We start from the raw sequence: 24,100 nt of genomic DNA, 5'->3' as shown, positions 1-24,100 counted from the left end.
ATCTAACGAACCGTCAAGGAATAATCCAGTCAAATGAATCGTAAAATAAAACTTATATGGGACTTTCGAGGTCCGACCGCATCAAAAACCGCGGAACATCATGAGATACATCTAAAGGAATATATAAAGTTCAAAGACCTAGGACCCTCTATAACCGGTCATCAACAAATCGATGAAATGTATAGTTTTGCTTTTATGGTGGTGGAAGAAAAAAATATGATCATGATTCGTGATGTTTTGAAACCTCATCGCGCGGAACTCTACCAAGAATAATCCAACGTAAGATCTCTTAACAATCGATGTACAAGAAATTATTTTCTATCATTTTCATTTTTGGTTTTCTATACGCCTGTGATGGGGATCCCAAGGCTACAAGTGCCCTGGAATTTGCATTGGCTTCGAAAAATCCAAAAATAAGATCGGTGATCGACAGTATAGATCAATATGAAGTTCAGATAAAATTCACTAAAATAAAAAGAGGGAATAACCGTGTTGTTTTTGAAGATCATGAATTTCAAGTAGACGACCAAAACTATTTCTACCCAGCCAGTACGGTAAAATTACCCATTGCTTTATTGGCCTTGGAAAAACTAAACCAATTGGATTCGCTAAATATGGATACCCGATTCTATATCGAAGGGGATACTATCGAAACCACCTTCGCCTCGGACATCACCAAAATTTTTGCTGTCAGTGACAATAAGGCCAATAATCGATTATTTGAATTTCTAGGACAGGATGCGATTAATAAGGCACTTCAAAAAAAAGGCATTGAATCGGCCCGCATATCACACCGTCTATCAACCGACGATGCCTATGGGATTACCACTACACCTCTGGTTATATACCTGAACGATAGTACAACCACCATGCTCGAAGGCACAACAAATACTACACCTAAACCTTTGGAAATCAACAATACAATGAAAGGCATAGGTTATTATGAGGATGATATATTAATCCATGAACCTTTTGACTTTGCTTTAAAAAATCGATATTCAATAAACGCCCAACATGGGGTTTTGAAACGGATCATCTTTCCCGAATCCTTTAAGGAAAATGAACGTTTTAATTTAAATACTGCCCAACGGAAATTTATACTGGAAGCTATGCGAAAATTACCGAAGGAAGCGGGATATGACTCAAAAAAATACTATGATAGTTATGTGAAATTCTTTATGTTCGGTGATAATAAGAACGATATTCCCGATTACATCAAGATATTCAATAAAGTGGGATACGCCTATGGAACTATTACTGATTGTGCTTATATTCAGGACCGTAAGAACGATGTGGAATTTATGTTAACTGCGACAATCCTAGTAAACAAAGACGGGATTTTCAATGATGATGTCTATGAATACGATGACATCGGCATTCCTTTTTTAGCAGCATTGGGGTGGGAGATCTATAGCTATGAATTACAATTAAAAGGTAAATAATAAGGACAGTGCTTTAAAAATCAGGTCGCAAACCAATAAAATCACATCAATAAATTCTAGATCTGAACGTTTAAAGGATAGCTTAATACCAAAATCACACTTTTTCTTACCCTTAGGACCCGTAAACCATAGCTATGTCAGACCATCAACACCGCATTGAGCAACTTAATCAAAAATTAGAAGCACTTCTAAGCAAACAAGAGGGTTTTGCCAAAGAGCTTATGGCCCTATATCGTGAAATAGAAGACCTGAAAACAGGGAATGAAAGGTCCGCAATTGAACAAGTCATACAACCCCAAATTGAAAAAGAACAGCACCAACCAACAAGTGTCCCTAAAGAGGATGTAATAAAGGAAAATGCTAAAGAACCCATTGCTTCACCTCAAGCGAAAAATGACGTACTGATCGAAGTTCGTCCAAAGTCAAAAACAAAATCGAATTGGGAAAAGTTCATTGGGGAAAACCTAATCAATAAAATCGGGATCATAATTACGGTGCTAGGTGTTGCGATAGGAGCAAAATATTCTATAGAAAACAACTTGATAAGCCCCTTGACCCGAATCATATTAGGGTATTTGGTTGGCTTGGGCCTCATAGGTTTTGGCATCAAACTCAAAGCCAAGTATGAAAATTACAGCGCAGTTCTTGTTAGTGGAGCTTTGGCAATCTTGTATTTCATAACCTTTGCAGCCTATAGTTTTTATGATCTATTCCCGCAGCCTATGGCTTTTGTCCTAATGCCGATTTTTACCGCTTTTGGCGTAGTGGCTGCATTGAATTATAACAAGCAGGTCATCGCCCATATTGGATTGGTAGGAGCCTATGCCGTACCATTTCTTTTAAGTAATGATTCCGGTAACCCCCAAATCCTTTTCGGGTATATGGGTATCATCAATATTGGTATTTTGGTCATTGCCTATAAAAAATATTGGAAACCGCTTTATTATTCATCATTCATCTTTACTTGGTTGATCTATGGCAGTTGGATCGGATTTTCTTTTAACTATGAGGAGCATTACACAACAGCCTTGATATTCTTGAGTCTGTTCTTCCTGATTTTCTATGCCACTTTTTTATCCTATAAACTTAAGGCCTCCGAAAAATTCAAAAAGTCGGATATCGTACTATTATTGCTGAATTCATTCATTTTTTACGGGTTCGGCTACGGACTACTTTCACAAAATGAAACAGGAATGCAACTTTTAGGGGTCTTTACCCTATGTAATGCCATTTTGCATTTTATCGTTAGCCTGATGATCTTCAAGAGAAAATTGGCCGACCGCAATTTATATTATTTGGTCTCGGGATTGGTATTGGTATTTTTGACCATTGCCATTCCGGTTCAACTGGACGGCAATTGGGTTACCTTGTTATGGGCCTTTGAAGCAGCCTTGCTTTTCTGGATAGGTCGCAAAAAAAATGTTGTGGTCTACGAATACCTATCCTATCCCCTCATGATTTTGGCGCTTTTCGGTCTATTGCAGGATTGGACATCGAGCTACGCCTTTAACCAATTCACCGAAACCCCGATGAAGCCTATCCTGAATGTGACTTTCATGAGTTCTATGCTCTTTTTGGTCAGCTTTGGTTTCATCAATTGGATAAATACTATCCCGCACCAAGCGGAAGTAACCTCTGCTAAAACTACAATTGGAAAAATCATGTCTTTTGCAATTCCTAGTATTTTGCTATTTGGTCTTTATATGGGCTTCTTTTTGGAAATCCAGTTGTATTGGGATGCATTGTATTATGGTTCAGAAGTTGCCATAGCCGATGAAAACCAATATGAATATTTTAAGTACAACCCTGATCTTAAAAGTATGGGCAACATTTGGTTGTTTAATTATTCCCTCCTTTTTATAGCGATTTTGAACCTAGTGAATATCGGGAAAATACAAAATCGGGTTTTGGGCATCATATCATTGACCATTGGCTTATTCACTTTATATGCATTCCTCTCTTTGGGGTTATACGAATTGAGCGAACTAAGGGAGGGTTATATAGAACAAACCGATGCGGAATATTATGAAACAGGGTATCTTAATGTGGTAATTCGCTATATATCCTTTGCATTCTTAGGCTTCTTGCTTTTTAGCTTGTACCGTTTGATCCGACAGTCTTTTATGAAAATCAACTTTTCCAAACCGTTCGAAATTTTACTCCACATTTCTATCCTTTGGGTGGCGAGTAGCGAACTTTTGCATTGGATGGATATTTCTGGAGCCACCCAAGGTTACAAACTAGGGCTTAGCATACTTTGGGGCCTATATTCATTAGTATTGATCATCTTGGGAATTTGGAAAAATAAAAAGTATTTACGCCTAGGGGCCATTATCCTTTTTGGCATCACCTTGATCAAATTGTTTTTCTATGATATTGCTTCGCTCAACACGATTTCGAAAACCATTGTTTTCGTTTCTTTGGGCATATTATTACTGATCATTTCATTCCTTTACAACAAATACAAACTCAGAATATCAGATGAGGATGCCAACTAGATTAAATCTTATAACACTTCTTTTATTTAGTACCATTGCTTTGGCACAAATAGGTGATTACAATGCCAAAAGGGAAATCATGGGCGTGTCGGGACCATGGCATTCCTTGGAATTGCCCCCATCGGTATTTAAAAATAGTAAGGATAACCTCGCGGATATTCGAATATATAAAATCGCGCCTACAGACACTTTGGAAATTCCATACCTATTACGTATTGCCAAAGAAGAACAAATCCAAAGGACAATCGCCTTTAAATTGATCAATGTCTCAAACCAACAGGATACCCATTATTTCACCTTTGAGGTGCCTACCCAGGAAATTTTGAATAATGTGGAATTGGATTTCAAAAATGAAAATTTCGATTGGAACGTAAGGCTGGAAGGCAGTCAAGACCAATTAAAATGGTTTACGATTTTGGAAGATCACCGTATACTATCCATAAAGAACAGTCAAACCGATTACCGGTATACCCATTTGAATTTCCCGAATGCGAAATACCGCTATTATCGCATCTCAATTCGAAACGAGACCCTACCAGAACTAAAAGCAGCCAAAATATACTTGGTTGAAAACACCCCTGCCCATTATAATATCTCCAACGTCGCCAAACTGGAAAATGTGCACCAAAAGGACAAAAAGCAAACTGTACTCGAGATGGAATTGGAGGGGCGTGTACCTATTAGCTACCTTAGCTTGGATATACCGAATACGTTTGATTATTATCGTTCATTTCGATTACAATATGTCCATGATAGTGTCTCGACGGAGAAAGGGTGGAGATATAATTACCGAACCCTTTATCAAGGAACCTTAAACTCCATCGAAAAAAATGAATTCAAGTTCAATACGGTATTGGCAAAAAAACTAAAGCTCATTATCGAAGACCAGAATAACCAACCTTTGGAAATCAAGAACGTGAAGGTCAAAGGCTATATCCACGAGTTAATAGCCAGATTTCCAGATAAAGGGGGCTATTTTTTGGTCTATGGTAACCCGAACGCATATGTTCCTAAGTACGATATCGCCCATTCGGCCAATACTATCCCCAATTCCTTGACCAAAGTGGAACTAGGAAAAGAATTACAGATTCCTAAAAAACCAAAAGAGCTGAAAGCGCCCCTTTTTGAAAACAAAATGTGGCTGTGGGGGCTCATGGGAATCATCGTTGTGGTCTTGGGTGGGTTTACCTTAAAAATGATGTCAAAAAAATAAGGCCGTAATTTGCCATGGAAAATCCTAAATTTGGGATTTCAAAAAAGTATCGGCACAAATGTCAACACCAAAACAAACCCGAATCAATAAATATTTAAGTGAAGTCGGTTACTGTTCCCGTAGGGCAGCCGACAAACTTATAGATCAGGGTAGGGTTACTATTAATGGCATAATCCCTGAAATGGGCACTAAAATCATTCCAGGGGATGAAATACGTGTTGATGGGGAATTGATTTCCCCACCCGCAGAAAAACCGGTTTACTTGGCATTCAATAAACCCGTGGGCATAGTCTGTACCACGGATACAAGGGTAGAAAAAGATAATATCATCGACTTCATAAATTATCCCAAACGAATTTTTCCCATTGGTCGATTGGACAAGCCTAGTGAGGGCCTTATACTATTAACGAATGATGGGGATATTGTAAATAAGATACTTCGCGCGCGAAACCATCATGAAAAGGAGTATTTGGTTACTGTGGATAAACCCATTACTTCAGAGTTTCTTAATAAAATGCGAAACGGTGTCCCTATATTAGACACGGTTACCCGCAAATGCCAGGTTGAGGAAATTGGCAAATATCAGTTCAGGATTATCCTAACTCAAGGACTTAACAGGCAAATACGGCGTATGTGCGAATATTTGGGCTACAACGTAAAAAAATTGAAACGTATTCGAATCATGAATATTAGATTGGACATGCCCATTGGAAGGTGGAGGGATTTGACCAAGGAGGAACTAACGGAAATTAACAGATTGGTATCCGCCTCATCAAAGACCCATGATGACCAATACCCGGAATAAACCCCTGATTTAAATAGTGAATCATATTCCCCTATAAAAAGAGACATTCAAAAAAACGCCTTTTCATATCTTTATAACTACCTGTTAATGAAGGACATTTATGAACTGGATAATATTGTTGTTCCTTTTCTTCGCTTTTTTGGGCGTCGTTTTATCCCTTCTATTTTTTTTAAAACACAAGGGTAATCGATTTTCGAATACGGTATTAGGGGTATACACCTTGCTTTTTGCCTTTGAATTGCTGAATAACTGTCTGCGTTGGTCGGGTGATATCCAGAAAATTCCTTTCGTACATTTGAACCTCGCCCATTTTCCACTGTGGACGGCATATGGCGCATTGGTCTTTATTTACGTCAGAAACATCATAGACCAAAGCCGTTTTAAACGCTATGATATGCTGTTTTTGCTACCCCCGATGATCACTATCGGTATGTTATGGCCTTTTTATCGTTTATCGACCCAGGATAAACTCATGGCGGTAGAAGAGGGCAAAATCTTTGAAATCGCCATTTTTCCTGGTTATACCATCTGGATTGTCATCGCGATCATGTTCTTCTACGGGTTTCTCACCTACCTTACCTTTTGGAAAAAAAAGCGGATAGGGTTCCGTGAGAACGTATGGCTGAAGTGGTTTGTGGGTTCTTATCTTGGTTTTGTATTTGCTTTCGCCCTTTATATTTTTTTGGTGCGATTTCAACTTATGGATCCGAGTTATGACTACCTTGTAGATCTCGCCATTACTGCTTTCATTGCTATGTTGGCTTTTTTTGGTTTCGTTCAGCCAGATGTTTTCGAGGGCAAAAGTATCCATGAAGTTCTGCCATTCATTAAGTATAGGAAAACCGGGTTGTCGCCTGCCTTGTCACTTGAAATGAAGGAAAAGCTCTTGCAGACCATGCAATCGGAAAAACCCTATTTGAATCATGAGCTAAGATTGGATGATGTGGCCAAAACTCTCAATCTCTCAAGAAACCAAACCTCACAAATCATCAATGAACATTTTAACCTTTCATTTTTTGATTTTGTGAATCAATACCGGATCAAAGAAGCTAAAAACCTATTGCTGCAAAACACAGAGCGCAATAGGACCATTGACCATATTGCCTATGATGTTGGTTTCAACAATAGGGCTTCCTTTTATAAGGCATTCCGGAAGTTTACGAACAATACCCCGACCAATTATATCAAGCATATGGAGGCTTCCTGATAAAAATCATTGTCAACGACAAAAAAAATGTCGATGTTTATAAATTTACTGGAATCAATATTAATTTATAAGGGCTTCCTATAGTGGTTTAAAGCAATATTTAACAACGAATTAAGACTAATTATCACTAACTTGTAGAAGCTCAAAATAGGCTTAAACTTAAATCAAACAAACATGAAGAAGAATCGTTTTCCAAGGTCAATAAGGAGATTCAACTCCTTTTTATTCGTGCTGGTCTTCATCGGAGCGGTAGGTTTGCCAAAGGCATCTGCCTTTTATCAAGATGCACCGGAACAAGAAATAACCTACAAGCAATATAAGGGGAAAATAATGGATGCAGACACCAAAAAACCGTTGGTATTTGCCACCTTGGCGGTCGAAGGTACCAATATTAGCACGATTTCAAATACTGAAGGTGAATTTGCCCTTAAAGTTCCTTCATCTATAACCGAAGGCAACGTTACTATAGCTTTCCTAGGTTATAAGAACAAAACTTTGCCCCTCTCAGAATTTAAGGAAGAGGATACTAATATCTATATGGATGTTTTTGTAGAAGCTTTGGGGGAGGTAAGTTTAAGTATTCCTAAAAATGCAGAAGCCTTAGTGCGTGAAACCTTGAATAAAAGGGGACAGAACTATTTTCAGGACCCAACCGTGATGACGGCCTTTTATCGTGAAACGATAAAAAGAAGAAAGAAAAATGTCTCCCTTTCCGAAGCAGTTGTAAACATTTACAAAACCCCATATTCGTCTAACAGAAAGGATGGCGTAGAATTGTTCAAAGCACGGAAAAGTACGGACTACAGCAAACTTGATACCGTTGCCTTAAAATTGCAAGGGGGGCCTTTCAATGCCTTGTATGTAGATATCATGAAGTATCCTGAATATATTTTCGCAGAAAAATCCCTGGATAATTACAATTTTAGATTTGACCGTATGACCCGCGTAGGTGAACGGCAGATTTATATCGTTAATTTTAGCCAAAAACCCCATATAGAAGAACAATTATATCAAGGCAAGCTATATATCGATGCCGAACGAAAGATTCTTACCAGTGCTATTTATTCTTTGAACATCACCAATAGGTATGAGGCAGCTAGATTATTTGTCCGTAAAAAACCCGCTAATGCAAGAGTTTGGCCTACTGAAGTCGCCTATAGGGTAGATTATCGGGAAAAAGATGGCAAATGGTACTACGGATATAGTAACGTAATGTTGGAATTTAAGATCAATTGGGACAAAAAATTGTTCAACTCGGTCTATAGCCTATCCTGTGAAATGGCCGTTACCGATTGGGAAAAGAATCTCACTAACGAAATGCCCAAATCAAGGGAAAGAATCAAAACCTCCATAATTTTGGAAGATGAGGCTATTGGTTTTTCAGATCCTGACTTTTGGGGTGAGTATAACATTATTGAACCTGAAAAATCAATAGAATCGGCTATAAAAAAAATACAACGGCAACTTGAAAAGTCTAAGTCGAGTAGCGGTAATCCTGCTCCCTAGCCATATTGTGAAAAAAAAACGTCCTGACAGCATTGTCAGGACGTTTTTATTTGGGGGAAACTTTATTATTCAGGCATTACTACGGCGTCAATGGCATGTATAATCCCATTTGAAGCCTCTATATCGGCCATTACGACCGTAGAGCTGTTTCCTTTTTCATCGGTTAACATAACCTTTCCATCATTTAAAGAAATAATTATTTCCCCACCTTGAACGGTGTTTACAGTAAATTTTCCTCCATTTTCGGTAACAGCGGCAATAACACTAGCGGCATCGAAGTTACCGGCAACAACATGGTAGGTTAAAATACTGGTAAGTACTGCCTTACTTTCAGGTTTTAGAAGACTCTCTACGGTACCAGCAGGTAATTTAGAGAATGCATCGTTTGTTGGGGCAAAAACGGTAAAAGGCCCTTCACTGTTTAGCGTATCTACCAATTCTGCCGCTTTTACAGCGGTTACTAAGGTTGTAAAATTTTCGTTACTGGCGGCCACACCGACAATGGTATTAGCGTTTTCAAGACTTTTTGGCATTTCAACTACTGATTTTTCGGTAGCGTTTAGAGCTATCTCATCTTGGGCGTTAGCCGATGACATGAAACCAACAAAGGCAATAGCGGTAAAAATTTTAATCATTTTCATAACATTGTTTTTTTAGATTTCATCAAATGTAGGGGTAATTCGAACAGCCAAATCATAATTTTTGTTTAATTTTTTTGCTTTTTAGTTAAACAATATTAAAATTAGGGTGTCGCTTTGCATATAAAACAGGTTGAAAATAAATTGAAGTTGGGTATTAAGCTTTTAAAGAAAGCCTATGATCAGACTTTAACTTGCTAATCATCTTTATCTTTACGAATACTTTGTGGGGATAATTGAATAGCAAGGCCTAGTTGGCGACCTCACTGATAAATTTAAGTCGGTATAATCTCAAATCCTCCTCTTCATATTCCCCTTCAAATTCTTGCATTGCTTCTTCAAGATCGTCAGTTTCAGCCTCTAGAAAATATTCATGAATCTCTTCTTGTTGATCCTCGTCCAAAACTTCATCAATATAATAGCCGATATTGAGTTTAGTGCCACTATAAACTATCTGCTCCATTTCCTTGATCAATTCAGCTATTTCCAATCCCTTTGCCGAAGCAATATCCTCCAATCCTAATTTCCTATCCACATTTTGGATGATGTATAGCTTTAATCCCGAATTTGCCCCAGTACTTTTGACGACCAAATCATCGGGACGTATAATATCATTTTCTTCAACATAGGAGGCGATTGCCTCAATGAAGGGCTTCCCATATTTTTTGGCCTTGCCCTCTCCTACCCCGTAAATGTTCAGCATTTCCTCCATGGTTATGGGGTATTTTAAAGCCATATCTTCTAAAGAAGGATCTTGGAAAACCACAAACGGAGGCACACCTATATTATCAGCCTGCCTCTTACGAAGCGATTTTAGGAGCTTTAATAGTTTTTCATCGGCAACACCGCCTTTTGAGGCACTTACAATGGCCTCATCCCTTTCTTTGCTATATTCATGATCCTTGGTCATCATGAATGATTTTGGTTTGGCTAGAAAATCCTTCCCTTTTTTTGTTACATGTAAAATGCCATATAATTCTATTTCCTTTTTTAATAGCCCGGCCACCAACATTTGCCGTATCAAGGCCATCCAATAATTCTCACTTTGATCCGAGCCTATCCCGAACACCTCTTTACCATGGGCCTTATGCGATGAAACCAAAGCGTTCATTTGCCCGGTGATCGTTTTTACAATCTCTTTCGATTTGAATTTCTCATTGGTGTCCCGGACCGTTCGCAACAATTTCAGAACATCATCCTTGGCCTCCTGCTTTTCTTTTGGGTTTCGTGTATTATCATCCATATCGGCTCCCTGGCCATTGACCTCATCAAATTCTTCCCCGAAATAGTGAAGCATGAATTTTCTTCTTGACATTGACGTCTCTGCATATGCGACAACCTCTTGCAACAAGGCATTGCCTATTTCTTGTTCGGCCACTGGCTTACCCGACATAAATTTTTCCAACTTCTCGATGTCCTTATAAGAATAAAATGCCAAACAATGGCCTTCTCCACCATCCCTACCGGCCCGTCCGGTTTCTTGGTAATAACTTTCTATACTTTTCGGGATATCGTGGTGGATGACAAAGCGAACATCAGGTTTGTCAATACCCATTCCAAATGCAATGGTGGCAACCACAACATCCACGTCTTCCATAAGGAACATATCCTGATATTTTGAGCGGGTTTTGGCATCAAAACCAGCGTGATAGGGAACAGCACTTATTCCATTTACCTGTAAGACTTGTGCCAATTCCTCTACCCTTTTTCTACTCAAGCAATAGATAATACCTGATTTACCGGCATTTTGTTTGACGAAACGGATAATATCGCCATCTACGTTCGCAGTTTTTGGCCGTACTTCATAAAATAGGTTTGGCCTATTGAATGAGGCTTTAAACACCTTGGCATCGGTTATCCCCAAATTCTTGATGATATCTTCCTGAACCTTGGGTGTCGCCGTTGCCGTTAGCCCTATTATCGGTATATCGTCGCCCAGTCGGCTTACAATGGTTCTTAAGTTTCTGTATTCCGGTCTAAAATCATGGCCCCATTCGGAAATACAATGGGCCTCATCCACAGCTACGAAAGACACTTTTACCGATTGGAGAAAATCAATATATTCCTCTTTGGTCAATGACTCGGGAGCTACATATAACAACTTCGTTACGCCTTGTAGAATATCGGTTTTTACTTGTTTTACTTCCGTCTTATTCAAGGAGGAGTTAAGAACATGGGCAATACCATGTTCATCAGAAATGCCACGAATGGCATCGACCTGGTTTTTCATCAAAGCGATTAATGGAGAAACAATGATCGCTGTACCCTCTTGCATTAAAGCAGGCAATTGGTAGCACAATGATTTGCCTCCACCGGTTGGCATTATCACAAACGAATTTTTGCCTTGAACAACGTTTCTAACCACCTCTTCTTGAAGACCCTTGAATTGGGAAAAACCAAAATATTTTTTTAACGAGGCGTGTAGATCATTTTGGCTATGCCCCATTTTGTGTTCCACCATTTATTTTCTTAATTCAATGACCATGAGCCATCTACTTATATTTATTTAAGATAAGGCATTTTGTTTTATGAAACAAATACAACCTGAATATCGATAAAAACTTAACCTTTGTATAAAATTAAGTTTATGTAATTTTGTAATCTTAAATATAAGACATTCTTTTAGGATTACAATCCCTAACTTCAAATATACCTTGAACAATTCCGAAACCATACTTAAGATCGCCAGAAAGACCATTGAGACCGAAAGCAAGGCCATTGGAAACTTGGCCCACCTACTAGATGAGGATTTTACCTTAACGGTCAACAAAATTCTAAAATCAAAAGGAAGGGTTGTTATCACCGGTATTGGCAAAAGTGCCATCATTGCGACCAAGATCGTTGCCACTTTGAATTCTACCGGTACGCCGGCCATTTTTATGCATGCTGGCGATGCGATACATGGTGATCTTGGAACCATACAGGACGATGATGTGGTTATTTGTATTTCGAAAAGCGGAAGTACTCCAGAAATAAAAATGCTTGTCCCTCTGATTAAAAGAGGAAATAATCTACTGATAGGTATGACTGGCAATACAAAGTCTTTTTTGGCACAATATGCCGATTACGTCTTAAATACCTATATCGAGAAAGAGGCCTGCCCCAATAACCTAGCACCTACAACCAGTACTACTGCTCAATTGGTCATGGGTGATGCCTTGGCTATTTGTTTATTGGAGTTAAAAGGATTTAGTAGCAAGGATTTTGCAAAATATCACCCTGGAGGCTCTTTGGGCAAACGGTTATATCTTACCGTCGAAGACATTGTGCAAACCAATATGAAACCGCAGGTTGATGTTGATACCGATATTCGGAAGGTTATCGTGGAAATCTCTGAAAAAATGCTAGGGGTTTCGGCAGTCGTAAATAAGGGGAGGCTAATAGGTGTGGTTACCGATGGTGATATCCGTAGAATGTTGAATAAATATGAAAATATAAATGGTCTAACGGCCAAGGATGTCATGACCCTTGCCCCAAAGACCATCGAAACCGATAAACTGGCCATAAAGGCCTTAGAACTCATGCAGGATAATGGGATTTCACAGTTGTTGGCCGTGGATAAAGGAGAGTACAAAGGCGTGGTACATTTACATAACCTAATTAACGAAGGCATATTATAATGGCAAAAACCGAGATAAAGAGTCCCAATGAAATGTCTTTCTTGGACCATTTAGAAGAATTGAGATGGCATTTGATCCGTTCTACTTTCGCTATTGTCCTGATAGGAATCGTAGCCTTTGTCATGAGGGGGTTTATTTTTGATACGGTAATTTTTGGCCCTTCAAAAATGGATTTTCCTACCTATCGCTTTTTTTGTGATATTGCCACATTCTTTGGAATCGAATCGGCCTTTTGTGCGGAAAAGTTACCATTCACTATTCAAAGCCGCTTAATGTCAGGACAGTTTTCGGCCCATATATGGACCTCCATTTGGGCAGGTTTTATTGTCGGCTTTCCCTATGTCCTTTATGAAGTATGGAAATTCATAAGTCCAGGATTGTACGAAAAGGAACGTAAGAATTCAAGAGGATTCATATTGGTCGCCTCATTTTTGTTCTTTTTGGGAGTCTTGTTCGGCTATTACGTGGTCGCCCCCCTATCCATCAACTTTTTAGGCACTTATCAGGTAAGTGAAATGGTACTCAACGAATTTGATATAGGGTCCTATATCGCCACGGTACGTTCATCTGTAATCGCTTGTGGAATCTTGTTTGAATTACCCATACTTATTTACTTTTTAACCAAAATCGGTTTGGTGACTCCGGAAATCATGAAGAAGTACCGAAAAATTGCCTTGGTGATCGTACTTATTCTTTCCGCAGTGATCACGCCCCCTGATGTTGCCAGTCAGATCATTGTAGCTGTACCCGTATTGATATTATACCAAGTGAGTATCTCTATATCAAAAATGGTATTGAAATCGGAGGCGAAGAAAGAAGCTAAGGCAAAGGCGAAGCAAAATAAAAAAGGTTAAAAAACCGTGAAGAAGATTCCATCCCGATATATTTAGATTTAGATTTGAGGGATTTGTGTTTTTAATTGTTGAAATCCATGTATGAAGCTTAGAGCAGAAAATATTATGAAAGCCTATCGGGGGCGACAGGTGGTTAAAGGTATTTCCCTCGAAGTGAACCAAGGGGAGATAGTCGGCCTTCTAGGGCCAAACGGTGCCGGAAAAACTACATGTTTTTACATGATCGTAGGACTCATTAAGCCTAATGCAGGTCAAATATATCTCAACGATACGGAGATAACCAAATTCCCTATGTATAAAAGGGCACAGAACGGCATAGGTTATCTGGCCCAGGAAGCTTCCGTATTTCGAAAATTAAGTATCGAAAAGAATATTTTAAGTGTATTGCAGTTGACTAAAATGAGTAAAAAAGAGCAACACTTAAAAATGGAATCGCTGATTGAGGAATTTGGACTTGGCCATATACGAAAAAACAGGGGAGACCTACTTTCCGGCGGTGAACGTCGTAGAACCGAAATCGCCAGGGCCTTGGCCACGGATCCTAAGTTCATTCTTCTGGACGAACCCTTTGCCGGGGTAGATCCGGTTGCCGTTGAGGATATTCAGCGTATCGTGGCCCACTTAAAAGATAAAAATATCGGTATCCTTATAACGGACCATAATGTACAGGAAACCTTAGCGATTACCGAACGGTCGTATTTAATGTTCGAAGGTGGTATTTTAAAATCAGGTGTCCCAGAAGATCTTGCAGCGGATGAAATGGTTCGTAAGGTATATCTTGGTCAAAACTTCGAACTGCGTAAAAAGAAGTTGGATTTTTAGGAATACCTAAGTCCTGCTGGAAACATGCCCAACGGCCGAACTTAAAATGTAAAATGTGATTATGGCCGGAATGGCCAAAAACTTCATCGTCATAAGCAACACCAGACTCACGATAAGGAAAATATAACGTTGTGAATTGTCCTTAAAACTCCAATTATCGAATTTCAAAGCGAACAACTCGATTTTCGAATTCAACAAATAGGTGCTTAAAAGGGTAACACCGATCAAAAACCATTGATTTAGGATAATACTGTTGAGGATATCATTGTTCTGATATAGTAAAATCAAAGGCAAGGACATTATCAACAGCGCATTGGCGGGTGTGGGCAAACCTATAAAAGAATTTACCTGATTTTCATCAATATTGAACTTGGCAAGGCGATAGGCCGAAGCCAATGTAATCAAAAAACCCACAAAGGGTAAGGGAGCCAACTTCAATCCCACCCAAAAGGTATCATTGGCCGCTTCAGGGGAAATATCCATATTCCATCCGCCGCTCATAGACATACCCAATAATTGGAACATGATAATTCCTGGTACTAACCCACAAGTAATCACATCGGCCAAGGAATCTAACTGAAGGCCCAAATCACTTTTTACATCCAATATCCTTGCGGCCAATCCATCGAAAAAATCTAGGATAATCCCAAGGAATACAAAAAAAACAGCCAGTTCCAATTGGTTCATAACAGCGAATACCGCAGCAACACTGCCGCAGAATACATTCATTAAGGTGATAAAATTGGGGATATGGCGTCTCATGATGGGTTGTTTATGTAAAAATAAGACAATTTTCAAGAAAGTTTTAGGGCAAAGTGGCATTCAATAGGATAACGGCATCTAGCCTGACTCGGATATTAAAACAGGTAATTGAAGTGAATTTAAGTCAGTGTACCTAAAATAATTTTCATGCAATACTTTTCATTGTACGATCACGATTATAGATGCTGCAATAGCGATATGAATCCAATCATCATGATCGGTATACTTAATTCGAGACTATATTGACGGGATGGGATTTCAATCTTCGCTTTAATGAACTATTAACATTAAAACCCCTGCTAAGCAATTTATTCAGATATTTGCCACTGAAAATTTCTAACAAAACAATATGGGCCTAAAAAGGGCATTGGTTTTCATTTTGCTTTTGGTATCTAGGTTCGGCATTTCTCAAATTCCGGAGTTATCCCCATTATCAAAAATCAGCGTTTTGACCTGTGGGCCAGGAAACGAGCTTTATTCCACATTCGGGCACAGTGCATTTCGGGTTACAGACCCTGCCATTGGCATTGACGTAGTCTACAACTATGGCGTTTTTGACTTTACTTCAGATAACTTTTACATAAATTTTACGAAAGGTAAATTGGATTATATGCTTGCTAGACAGCAGTTCACGAATTTTATTCGGGAGTATAAATATGATAACCGCTGGGTGAAAGAACAAGTTTTACAGCTATCCCAAGACCAAAGAAATACCTTGTTTCAATTTTTAGAGAACAACTATCTTCCCGAAAATAGAGCTTATCCTTACGATTTCTTTTATAACAACTGTGCTACTAAAATCTGGGACGTACTTGCTTTGGTCTATGGCCAAAAGTTGAAGTTCGATGAAAATTACCTACAAGAGCAATTTACCCACCGTGAACTCATACGTCAAAATATGCCCACGAATTCGTGGTCCGCTTTTGGTATTGACCTAGCGCTTGGGGCGATTATTGATGATTTGGCAACGCCAAAAGAACATATGTTCTTGCCGATATACGTAATGAAGCAATTCAATACTTCGAAATTGGAAGCGAACCCATTGACGTTAAATGAAGTTACCCTATTTCAACCCGAACCCCTTGGGCAAAAAGGAATTTTTCTAGTAACGCCACTTTTTTGGTCATTGGTGTTCCTAACCATCGTATTGTTCATCACATTTATGGACAACAGGAACAATAAGAGAACCAAAGGACTGGATTTTGCCTTGTTCTTTATAACAGGGCTCGCAGGAATACTTATTTTCTATCTATGGTTTATGACAGATCATACCGCAACCGCCAATAACTTTAACATACTTTGGGCTTTTCCCTTAAACTTGTTGTTAGCATTTTGGGTAGGGAGAAAGAAGGCCATACCACGATGGATTGCCAAATATATCCTTATGTTGCAGGGTATGTTGTTGGCCGTAGTTCTCCTTTGGATTTTTAAGGTTCAGATATTTTCCCCAGTGATTATCCCCATACTATTGGCCCTAAGTGCCCGGTATGTCTACTTATATCGTTACAACCGAAAACAAATCCCTAATTCTTACGCATGAATCTTCTTTCTGTAGAAAATATAGCCAAATCCTATGGTGAACTGATTCTCTTTGAGGATATTTCCTTTGGGATCAACAAGGATCAAAAGATTGCATTGATCGCGAAGAATGGGGATGGTAAAACATCGATTTTGAATATTCTATCCGGCAAGGATGTACCCGACTCCGGACGCGTTAATTATCGTAAAGGAGTACGCGTATCTTTTTTGGAACAGGATCCCGAGTTAAATCCCGATCTGACTATAGAGGAAACTATTTTCGCTTCGGACAATGAAGTGCTCAAGGTTATTTTCGCCTATGAAAAGGCCTTGGAACAGCCTGAAGATATAGAAGCTTACCAAAAAGCCTTTGAGGCCATGGACCGGTATGATGCATGGGATTTTGAGACCCAATACAAACAGATTCTCTTTAAACTTAAATTAGAGGATATCCATGCTAAGGTGGGACTACTTTCAGGAGGGCAAAAAAAACGGTTGGCCTTGGCCAATGCCTTGATCAATAGACCCGATCTATTGATTCTTGATGAGCCTACGAACCATCTGGACCTTGAGATGATCGAATGGCTCGAACAATATTTTGTCAAGGAAAATATGACGTTGTTAATGGTTACCCACGATCGTTATTTCTTAGAACGGGTTTGTAATGAAATCATTGAACTGGACGGTGGCAAACTATATCCCTATAAAGGCAATTACTCTTACTATCTCGAAAAGAAGGAAGCTAGGATAGAGCAAGAGGCCGTAGAGCAGCATAAATCCAAACTACTTTTTAAAAAAGAACTCGACTGGATGCGGCGACAGCCTAAGGCCAGGACAACAAAATCTAAATCACGCATAGAAGATTTCAAGGTAATTAAAGAAAAGGCCCATCAGCGTCGTAAAGAACATGAGATACAGTTAGAGATCAATATGGAACGCGTAGGGAGTAAAATCCTTGAGCTACATAAAATATCCAAATCCTATCCTGGAAAGCTCCTCTTAGATCAGTTCGATTACACTTTTACCAAAGGTGAACGAGTAGGCATTATCGGGAAAAACGGTACGGGCAAATCAACCTTCCTGAATATCCTATCGGGAATAGACCAGCCCGATGCAGGTAAAGTGGTTCTTGGCGATACCATTAAAATAGGGTATTATACCCAAGAAGGCATAACCGTTAAACAAGGTCAAAAAGTAATTGATGTCATTCGCGAATTTGGGGATTTCATTCCGTTAAAAAAAGGAAAGCAAATTTCTGCCCAGCAATTGCTGGAACGCTTTTTATTTGACAGGAAGAAACAATATGATTTTGTCGAAAAACTAAGTGGTGGGGAAAGAAAACGTCTTTACCTGTGTACCGTACTTATACAAAATCCGAATTTCTTGATTTTGGACGAACCTACGAACGATCTTGATATTATGACCCTGAATGTCCTGGAAAGTTTTCTGTTGGATTTTCCAGGATGTCTCTTGGTGGTATCCCATGACCGATACTTTATGGACAAGATAGTTGATCACTTATTTGTTTTTAAGGGCGAAGGAATTATAGAGGACTTTCCGGGCAATTATTCCGATTTCAGGACCTATGAGGATAGTATGATTATTGAGCGAAGAGAAGAAAAAAATAAGAATCCGGACAATAGTAACCAAAAGGGTTCTTGGAAAGAATCAAGCAGTTCTGCCAAACTATCCTATTTGGAACAAAAGGAATATAAATCACTGGAAAGGGAAATACAGGTATTGGAGAGAGAAAAAGTAGAAATACAAAATCGATTTACGGCTAGCGATTTGTCCGGTGAGGATATTGATACCCTCTCAATAGAACTAAAAGAAATATCGGAAGCTATTGATTCAAAAACCGAGCGCTGGTTTAAGCTTTCGGCCATGATGGAAGAAAACTTATAACGTATCCATCAATCTATGTTGTACCACTTCCTCTCCTATTTAAGATTTTGGTTAAGCGCAACCAACCAACATGGGGTACACTCACCCTTCATTTATAATTTTGTCACAAAATGCCTAAATAAGAATTACGGTATTAAGGGCTCAAAAAGTGATAGGGTCTTACTTAAGTGCATAGCGTATTTCAATGCCCATAACATAGACATTGCCCCTCACCTTTTGAAGTTCAGGAATAAGGTCAAAGATTCCTATCCGTCTATTGAATTCAACCAATACCCGTCAGATATTATTTATATGGGTTCGCCCGATTCTGGTTTGTTTCATCGTATTTTAAGAGAAGGCTTATACCATAATAATACTATGGTGTTTATCCGGAATATTCACCACAATAAAGACACTACTCAGAACTGGGAATCTTTTAAAGGGAATGACAAAGTCACGGTGTCGGTGGATTTATTTTTTTGTGGCGTCCTTTTTTTTAGGAAAGAACAGGCTAAGGAACATTTTAAGATTAGAATATAATCCCGTAACTTTAAATTAGAAAGATTAAGTCCACGATTATGGAATACCCAATTTATACGGTTTTAGGTGTACTGGTAATAATATATCTCTTCTTCTTGATTTACAACAGGAACAAATCGAAAAGTAGAAAATCTAAAAAATTTATGGAGGATTATCGTCGCAAGGACAGAAATGAAAAAGAGAATTGAACCTATTACACTGTATTGATCAATGAAAATATATACAAAAACCGGTGACAAAGGCACTACGGCGCTCTTTGGGGGTACCAGAGTGTCAAAAAATAATATCAGAATAGATAGTTATGGCACCATAGATGAATTGAATGCCTGGTTAGGTCTTATACGTGACCAGGAGGTAGATACTTATTCCAAAAATCTACTTGTCTTAATTCAGGAAAAGCTTTTTACCGTGGGTGCCATTTTAGCCACAGATCCAAATAAAGCCATCTTAAAAAGTGGGAAAGAAAGGTTGAATATTCCGAAAATCAATGCCTCTGATATTGAATTGTTGGAAAACGAGATGGATTATATGAACGATTCACTTCCGCCCATGACCCATTTTATTCTTCCTGGAGGTCATACCACAGTGTCATACTGTCATATTGCCCGAACGGTTTGTCGCAGGGCAGAGCGTATGGCCACAGCGCTTTTTGAGGAAGCGCCTTTTGATGAAAACGTAATGTCGTATATAAATCGACTTTCGGACTTCCTCTTTGTCTTGGCACGAAAGTTGTCCAAGGATTTAAAAGCGGAAGAAATCAAATGGATTCCTGAAAAAAAGACTAATAAATCCTGATTTTCTTCGTTAAGAAATTATTAAAGCTAAATAATTGCAAAAAATCTTGGCTATGTCAAGATAAAAATTACTTTTGCAAAAATTATAAAATCAAACTACGACCATGTATTGGACATTAGAACTAGCATCTTATTTAAGTGATGCGCCTTGGCCTGCTACCAAAGACGAGTTAATCGATTATTCCATTAGAACAGGAGCCCCATTAGAGGTTGTTGAAAACTTACAGTCTATGGAAGAGGAAGGTGGCGAAATTTATGAGTCCATCGAGGAAATTTGGCCAGACTACCCAACAGAAGAAGATTACCTCTGGAACGAGGACGAATATTAATAGGTTAAGTAATTTAAAGTCTCTTCGGAGACTTTTTTTTATGATTTTATTATCATTAGAGCTAAAAGAAAAAGGGAGGAATTACTATTCAAAATGTTAACTTCGCAGGGTAAAGAAATACCATAGGCCTATTCTCGGTAAATTTGGCAGTAAAAAAGGTCTCTTTTTAGCGTATTAAAAACTGGAACGCCTTTTGCTCTACCCTTGCAACATGCCTATTAATGGTATTTTTAGATCATAGTGATAAAAAGTTGAAAGAAGCCAATTCCCTCAACTTTCAAAATAATATGAAGAAATTATGAGTTTTATAAATTCAGTGCTGAAGGCATTTGTTGGAGACAAATCAAAAAAAGATGTAAAAGAACTACAGCCTATTCTTAACCAAATAAAATCATTTGAAGCCGTTCTGGAAGGATTGAGTATTGATGAACTTAGGGCTAAAACGGAAGAATTCAAAGCTAGGATCAAGGCCGACCGTCAAGAATTGGACAACAAGATCGCCGAGTTGAGTGAGGAAGTACATGCCTCTACCGATATTGACAAGAATGAGGATACCTATGCCGAAATAGATAAGCTTCAGGAAGAGGCATATGCGATTACGGAAAATACCTTGAACGATATTCTACCCGAAGCATTTGCCGTGGTCAAGGAAACAACTAAAAGGTTCGTTGCCAATGAAACACTTGAAGTTACGGCAACCGAGTTCGATAGGAAGTTATCCGGCACTAAGGATTATGTAACCTTGGACGGTGACAAAGCCATTTGGAAAAACTCATGGGACGCGGCCGGAAAACCAGTTACCTGGGATATGGTGCATTACGATGTACAATTGATCGGGGGTATAGCCTTACATCAAGGTAAAATTGCCGAAATGCAGACGGGTGAAGGTAAGACCCTTGTTGCAACCCTTCCCATGTACCTCAATGCGCTTTCAGGAAATGGTGCCCATTTGGTAACCGTCAACGATTACCTGGCCAAAAGGGATAGTGCCTGGATGGGGCCCATTTTTGAGTTCCATGGACTATCTGTTGACTGTATTGACCATCACAAACCTAACTCCGAAGGTCGTAGGGCGGCTTATAATGCCGATATCACTTATGGCACAAACAACGAATTTGGTTTTGATTACCTACGTGATAATATGGCACACACACCGAAAGACTTGGTTCAAAGGCCACATCACTATGCAATTGTCGATGAGGTCGATTCCGTTTTGGTCGATGACGCGCGGACCCCATTGATTATTTCCGGACCTGTACCTGAAGGAGATCGTCATGAATTCAATGAGCTTAAACCCAAAGTAAGCGATATCGTTCAAAGGCAAAGACAACATTTGACCGGTGTTCTCGCAGAAGCCAAAAAAGCTATAGCTGAAGGTGATACCAAGGAAGGTGGGTTCTTGTTACTCCGTGTATTCAGAGGATTACCAAAAAACAAAGCATTGATCAAATACCTAAGTGAAGAAGGTGTAAAACAATTACTGCAGAAAACGGAGAATTTCTATATGCAAGATAACAACAGGGAAATGCCCAAGGTCGATGAAGACCTCCTATTCGTTATCGATGAAAAAAATAATCAAATTGAACTGACCGATAAAGGAGTGGACTATATCTCCGGAGAAAAGAACAGGGATTTCTTTGTAATGCCCGATATCGGCGGGGAAATTGCCAAGATAGAAAGCCAAGGCCTTGGCATTGAAAAAGAGGCCGAGCTTAAAGAGGAACTTTTTAAGGACTTTACGATAAAAAGTGAACGCATCCATACGATGAGCCAATTGTTGAAAGCGTATACCCTCTTTGAAAAAGATGTGGAATATGTGGTGATGGACAACAAAGTAATGATCGTTGATGAACAGACAGGACGTATCATGGATGGACGTCGGTATTCAGACGGATTACACCAAGCCATCGAAGCCAAGGAAAATGTAAAGATCGAGGCCTTGACCCAAACGTTTGCTACCGTTACGCTACAGAACTATTTTAGAATGTACAAAAAATTGGCGGGTATGACGGGTACGGCCATTACGGAAGCTGGGGAATTCTGGGAAATCTATAAATTGGATGTCATGGAAATCCCAACGAACCGTCCTATTGCCCGTGATGACAGAAATGACCTGATCTATAAGACCAAACGTGAAAAATATAATGCGATCATTGAAGAGGTTACTAAACTATCGGAATCCGGAAGGCCGGTCTTGATCGGTACCACCTCGGTTGAGATTTCAGAATTACTTTCCCGTATGTTGAACATTCGTAAAGTACCCCATAATGTACTTAATGCGAAACTGCACAAAAAAGAGGCCGATGTAGTTGCCGAAGCCGGAAAACCGGGTGTCGTGACCATAGCAACGAATATGGCAGGTCGTGGTACGGATATCAAGCTGTCCGATGAAGTTAAAAAAGCGGGTGGTTTAGCCATTGTAGGTACGGAACGTCACGATTCGAGACGTGTAGACAGGCAGCTAAGGGGTCGTGCTGGGCGTCAAGGAGATCCAGGAAGCTCTCAATTCTATGTCTCCTTGGAAGATAATCTTATGCGATTGTTCGGATCCGATCGTGTGGCTAAGATGATGGACAAAATGGGCTTGGAAGAAGGCGAGGTAATTCAGCACTCCATGATGACAAAATCCATTGAACGAGCACAGAAAAAAGTTGAAGAGAACAACTTTGGTGTTCGTAAGCGATTACTAGAATATGATGATGTAATGAACGCTCAGCGAGAGGTTGTCTATAAGAGGAGGCGACATGCATTACAGGGGGAACGGTTGAAAGTTGATATTGCCAACATGATCTATGACACCTGTGAAACCATTGCCGAGACCAATAAAGGAGCGATGGATTATAAGAATTTCGAATTCGAATTGATCAAATTTTTCTCGATTACCTCCCCGATTACCGAAGCAGAGTTCGGAAAAATGACGATTCCTGAAATTGCCAATTCAATTTATAAAACGTCTTTTGAGCACTATCAACGAAAGATAGAGCGTAATGCGGCAACCGCATTTCCTGTTATCAAAAAGGTTTATGAAGACAATTCGAACAAGTTCGAAAGGATTGTAGTTCCTTTTACCGATGGAATCAAAACCCTGAATGTGGTTACCAACCTAAAGGAAGCCTACGAATCTAATGGTAATCAATTGGTTACCGATTTTGAAAAGAACATAACGTTGGCGATTATAGATGATTCTTGGAAAACCCATTTGCGTAAGATGGATGAATTGAAACAATCTGTACAATTGGCGGTTCATGAGCAGAAAGATCCTTTATTGATCTATAAATTCGAAGCCTTCGAACTTTTCAAGAGTATGATCGACAAAGTGAACAAAGAGGTGGTCTCATTCTTGTTCAAAGGGGAGTTGCCTACCGAAAACCCCAATGAGATCCAAAATGCTGGTAACCTTAGAAAGCCCAAGGAAAATTTAAAAACCAGTAAGGAAGAAATTCCGAATAGCGACGAATTGGCCGCTCAAAATAGAGCCGCAGGGCAAACGCGAGGTCAAAGACCACAAGTTACCGAAACAATTGTTCGCGAACGTCCTAAAATTGGTAGAAATGAACGTGTGACCATTAAAAATGTAATGTCAGGAGAGAGCAAAACGGTAAAATACAAACAAGCCGAACCTCTTATCGATAAGGGGGATTGGGTTTTGACCGAGGATTAAAATCCAT

18 protein-coding genes are annotated in these 24,100 nt (G+C 39.2%); 15 read left to right on the top strand and 3 right to left on the bottom strand.

The window, feature by feature from the left end:
* Positions 1-33: 33 nt before the first annotated feature.
* The 7 genes from HPE63_RS10400 to HPE63_RS10370 all read left to right on the top strand — a co-directional run bounded on the left by HPE63_RS10400 (position 34) and on the right by HPE63_RS10370 (position 8,671).
* Complete coding sequence (locus tag HPE63_RS10400; RefSeq protein WP_188314200.1) at positions 34-273, top strand: hypothetical protein; 240 nt, start codon at positions 34-36, stop codon at positions 271-273.
* A gap of 26 nt (positions 274-299) precedes the next feature.
* A complete protein-coding gene (locus HPE63_RS10395) occupies positions 300-1,442 on the top strand; it encodes a serine hydrolase (RefSeq protein WP_188314199.1) in 1,143 nt (380 codons plus the stop codon).
* Positions 1,443-1,576: 134 nt separating this feature from the next.
* Complete coding sequence (locus HPE63_RS10390; RefSeq protein WP_188314198.1) at positions 1,577-3,940, top strand: DUF2339 domain-containing protein; 2,364 nt, start codon at positions 1,577-1,579, stop codon at positions 3,938-3,940.
* Positions 3,930-5,153, top strand: coding sequence for a DUF3999 family protein (locus tag HPE63_RS10385; protein WP_188314197.1), 1,224 nt, complete (start codon positions 3,930-3,932; stop codon positions 5,151-5,153). The genes HPE63_RS10390 and HPE63_RS10385 overlap by 11 nt, the downstream gene beginning before the upstream one ends.
* 58 nt (positions 5,154-5,211) lie before the next feature.
* On the top strand, positions 5,212-5,958 hold the full coding sequence (rluF, locus tag HPE63_RS10380; protein WP_188314196.1) for a 23S rRNA pseudouridine(2604) synthase RluF: 747 nt from the start codon (positions 5,212-5,214) through the stop codon (positions 5,956-5,958).
* Between the two features lie 100 nt (positions 5,959-6,058).
* Positions 6,059-7,165 (top strand): helix-turn-helix domain-containing protein, encoded by a 1,107-nt coding sequence (locus HPE63_RS10375; protein WP_188314195.1) that lies wholly within the window; start codon positions 6,059-6,061, stop codon positions 7,163-7,165.
* A gap of 174 nt (positions 7,166-7,339) precedes the next feature.
* Positions 7,340-8,671, top strand: coding sequence for a carboxypeptidase-like regulatory domain-containing protein (locus HPE63_RS10370; RefSeq protein ID WP_188314194.1), 1,332 nt, complete (start codon positions 7,340-7,342; stop codon positions 8,669-8,671).
* A gap of 65 nt (positions 8,672-8,736) precedes the next feature.
* Here the strand turns inward: HPE63_RS10370 and HPE63_RS10365 are convergent, their stop codons facing one another.
* Positions 8,737-9,204 (bottom strand): fasciclin domain-containing protein, encoded by a 468-nt coding sequence (locus tag HPE63_RS10365; protein ID WP_394355019.1) that lies wholly within the window; start codon positions 9,202-9,204, stop codon positions 8,737-8,739.
* Between the two features lie 355 nt (positions 9,205-9,559).
* Positions 9,560-11,755, bottom strand: a complete 2,196-nt coding sequence (gene recQ, locus HPE63_RS10360) for a DNA helicase RecQ (protein ID WP_188314192.1) — start codon at positions 11,753-11,755, stop codon at positions 9,560-9,562.
* Positions 11,756-11,963: 208 nt separating this feature from the next.
* On the opposite strand from recQ, the gene HPE63_RS10355 reads away from it, so the two are divergent.
* The 3 genes from HPE63_RS10355 to lptB all read left to right on the top strand — a co-directional run bounded on the left by HPE63_RS10355 (position 11,964) and on the right by lptB (position 14,605).
* Complete coding sequence (locus tag HPE63_RS10355) at positions 11,964-12,929, top strand: KpsF/GutQ family sugar-phosphate isomerase (RefSeq protein WP_188314191.1); 966 nt, start codon at positions 11,964-11,966, stop codon at positions 12,927-12,929.
* The gene (tatC, locus tag HPE63_RS10350) at positions 12,929-13,783 is read left to right on the top strand and encodes a twin-arginine translocase subunit TatC (RefSeq protein ID WP_188314190.1); all 855 of its coding nucleotides are present in this window, start codon (positions 12,929-12,931) and stop codon (positions 13,781-13,783) included. Before HPE63_RS10355 ends, tatC begins: the two co-directional genes overlap by 1 nt.
* Before the next feature lie 81 nt (positions 13,784-13,864).
* On the top strand, positions 13,865-14,605 hold the full coding sequence (lptB, locus tag HPE63_RS10345; protein ID WP_188314189.1) for an LPS export ABC transporter ATP-binding protein: 741 nt from the start codon (positions 13,865-13,867) through the stop codon (positions 14,603-14,605).
* A 6-nt stretch (positions 14,606-14,611) separates the two neighbouring features.
* Here lptB and HPE63_RS10340 read toward each other — a convergent pair whose 3' ends face one another.
* A complete protein-coding gene (locus HPE63_RS10340; protein ID WP_188314188.1) occupies positions 14,612-15,367 on the bottom strand; it encodes a CDP-alcohol phosphatidyltransferase family protein in 756 nt (251 codons plus the stop codon).
* A 349-nt stretch (positions 15,368-15,716) separates the two neighbouring features.
* Here HPE63_RS10340 and HPE63_RS10335 point away from each other — a divergent pair, with 349 nt between their 5' ends.
* From HPE63_RS10335 to secA, 5 genes are all read left to right on the top strand, one after another.
* The gene (locus HPE63_RS10335; RefSeq protein WP_188314187.1) at positions 15,717-16,907 is read left to right on the top strand and encodes an Lnb N-terminal periplasmic domain-containing protein; all 1,191 of its coding nucleotides are present in this window, start codon (positions 15,717-15,719) and stop codon (positions 16,905-16,907) included.
* Positions 16,904-18,790, top strand: coding sequence for an ABC-F family ATP-binding cassette domain-containing protein (locus tag HPE63_RS10330; RefSeq protein ID WP_188314186.1), 1,887 nt, complete (start codon positions 16,904-16,906; stop codon positions 18,788-18,790). The genes HPE63_RS10335 and HPE63_RS10330 overlap by 4 nt, the downstream gene beginning before the upstream one ends.
* Positions 18,791-19,519: 729 nt before the next feature.
* Positions 19,520-20,104, top strand: a complete 585-nt coding sequence (locus HPE63_RS10325; protein ID WP_188314185.1) for a cob(I)yrinic acid a,c-diamide adenosyltransferase — start codon at positions 19,520-19,522, stop codon at positions 20,102-20,104.
* Between the two features lie 103 nt (positions 20,105-20,207).
* Positions 20,208-20,432: a DUF2795 domain-containing protein gene (locus tag HPE63_RS10320; RefSeq protein ID WP_013994285.1), complete on the top strand. Its 225-nt coding sequence runs from the start codon at positions 20,208-20,210 to the stop codon at positions 20,430-20,432.
* A gap of 298 nt (positions 20,433-20,730) precedes the next feature.
* The gene (gene secA, locus HPE63_RS10315) at positions 20,731-24,093 is read left to right on the top strand and encodes a preprotein translocase subunit SecA (RefSeq protein ID WP_188314184.1); all 3,363 of its coding nucleotides are present in this window, start codon (positions 20,731-20,733) and stop codon (positions 24,091-24,093) included.
* The last annotated feature ends 7 nt before the right edge of the window (positions 24,094-24,100 follow it).

It is taken from the genome of Maribacter arenosus, assembly GCF_014610845.1.
Classification (GTDB): domain Bacteria; phylum Bacteroidota; class Bacteroidia; order Flavobacteriales; family Flavobacteriaceae; genus Maribacter_A; species Maribacter_A arenosus.
This window is presented reverse-complemented; position numbering and strand designations above follow the sequence as displayed.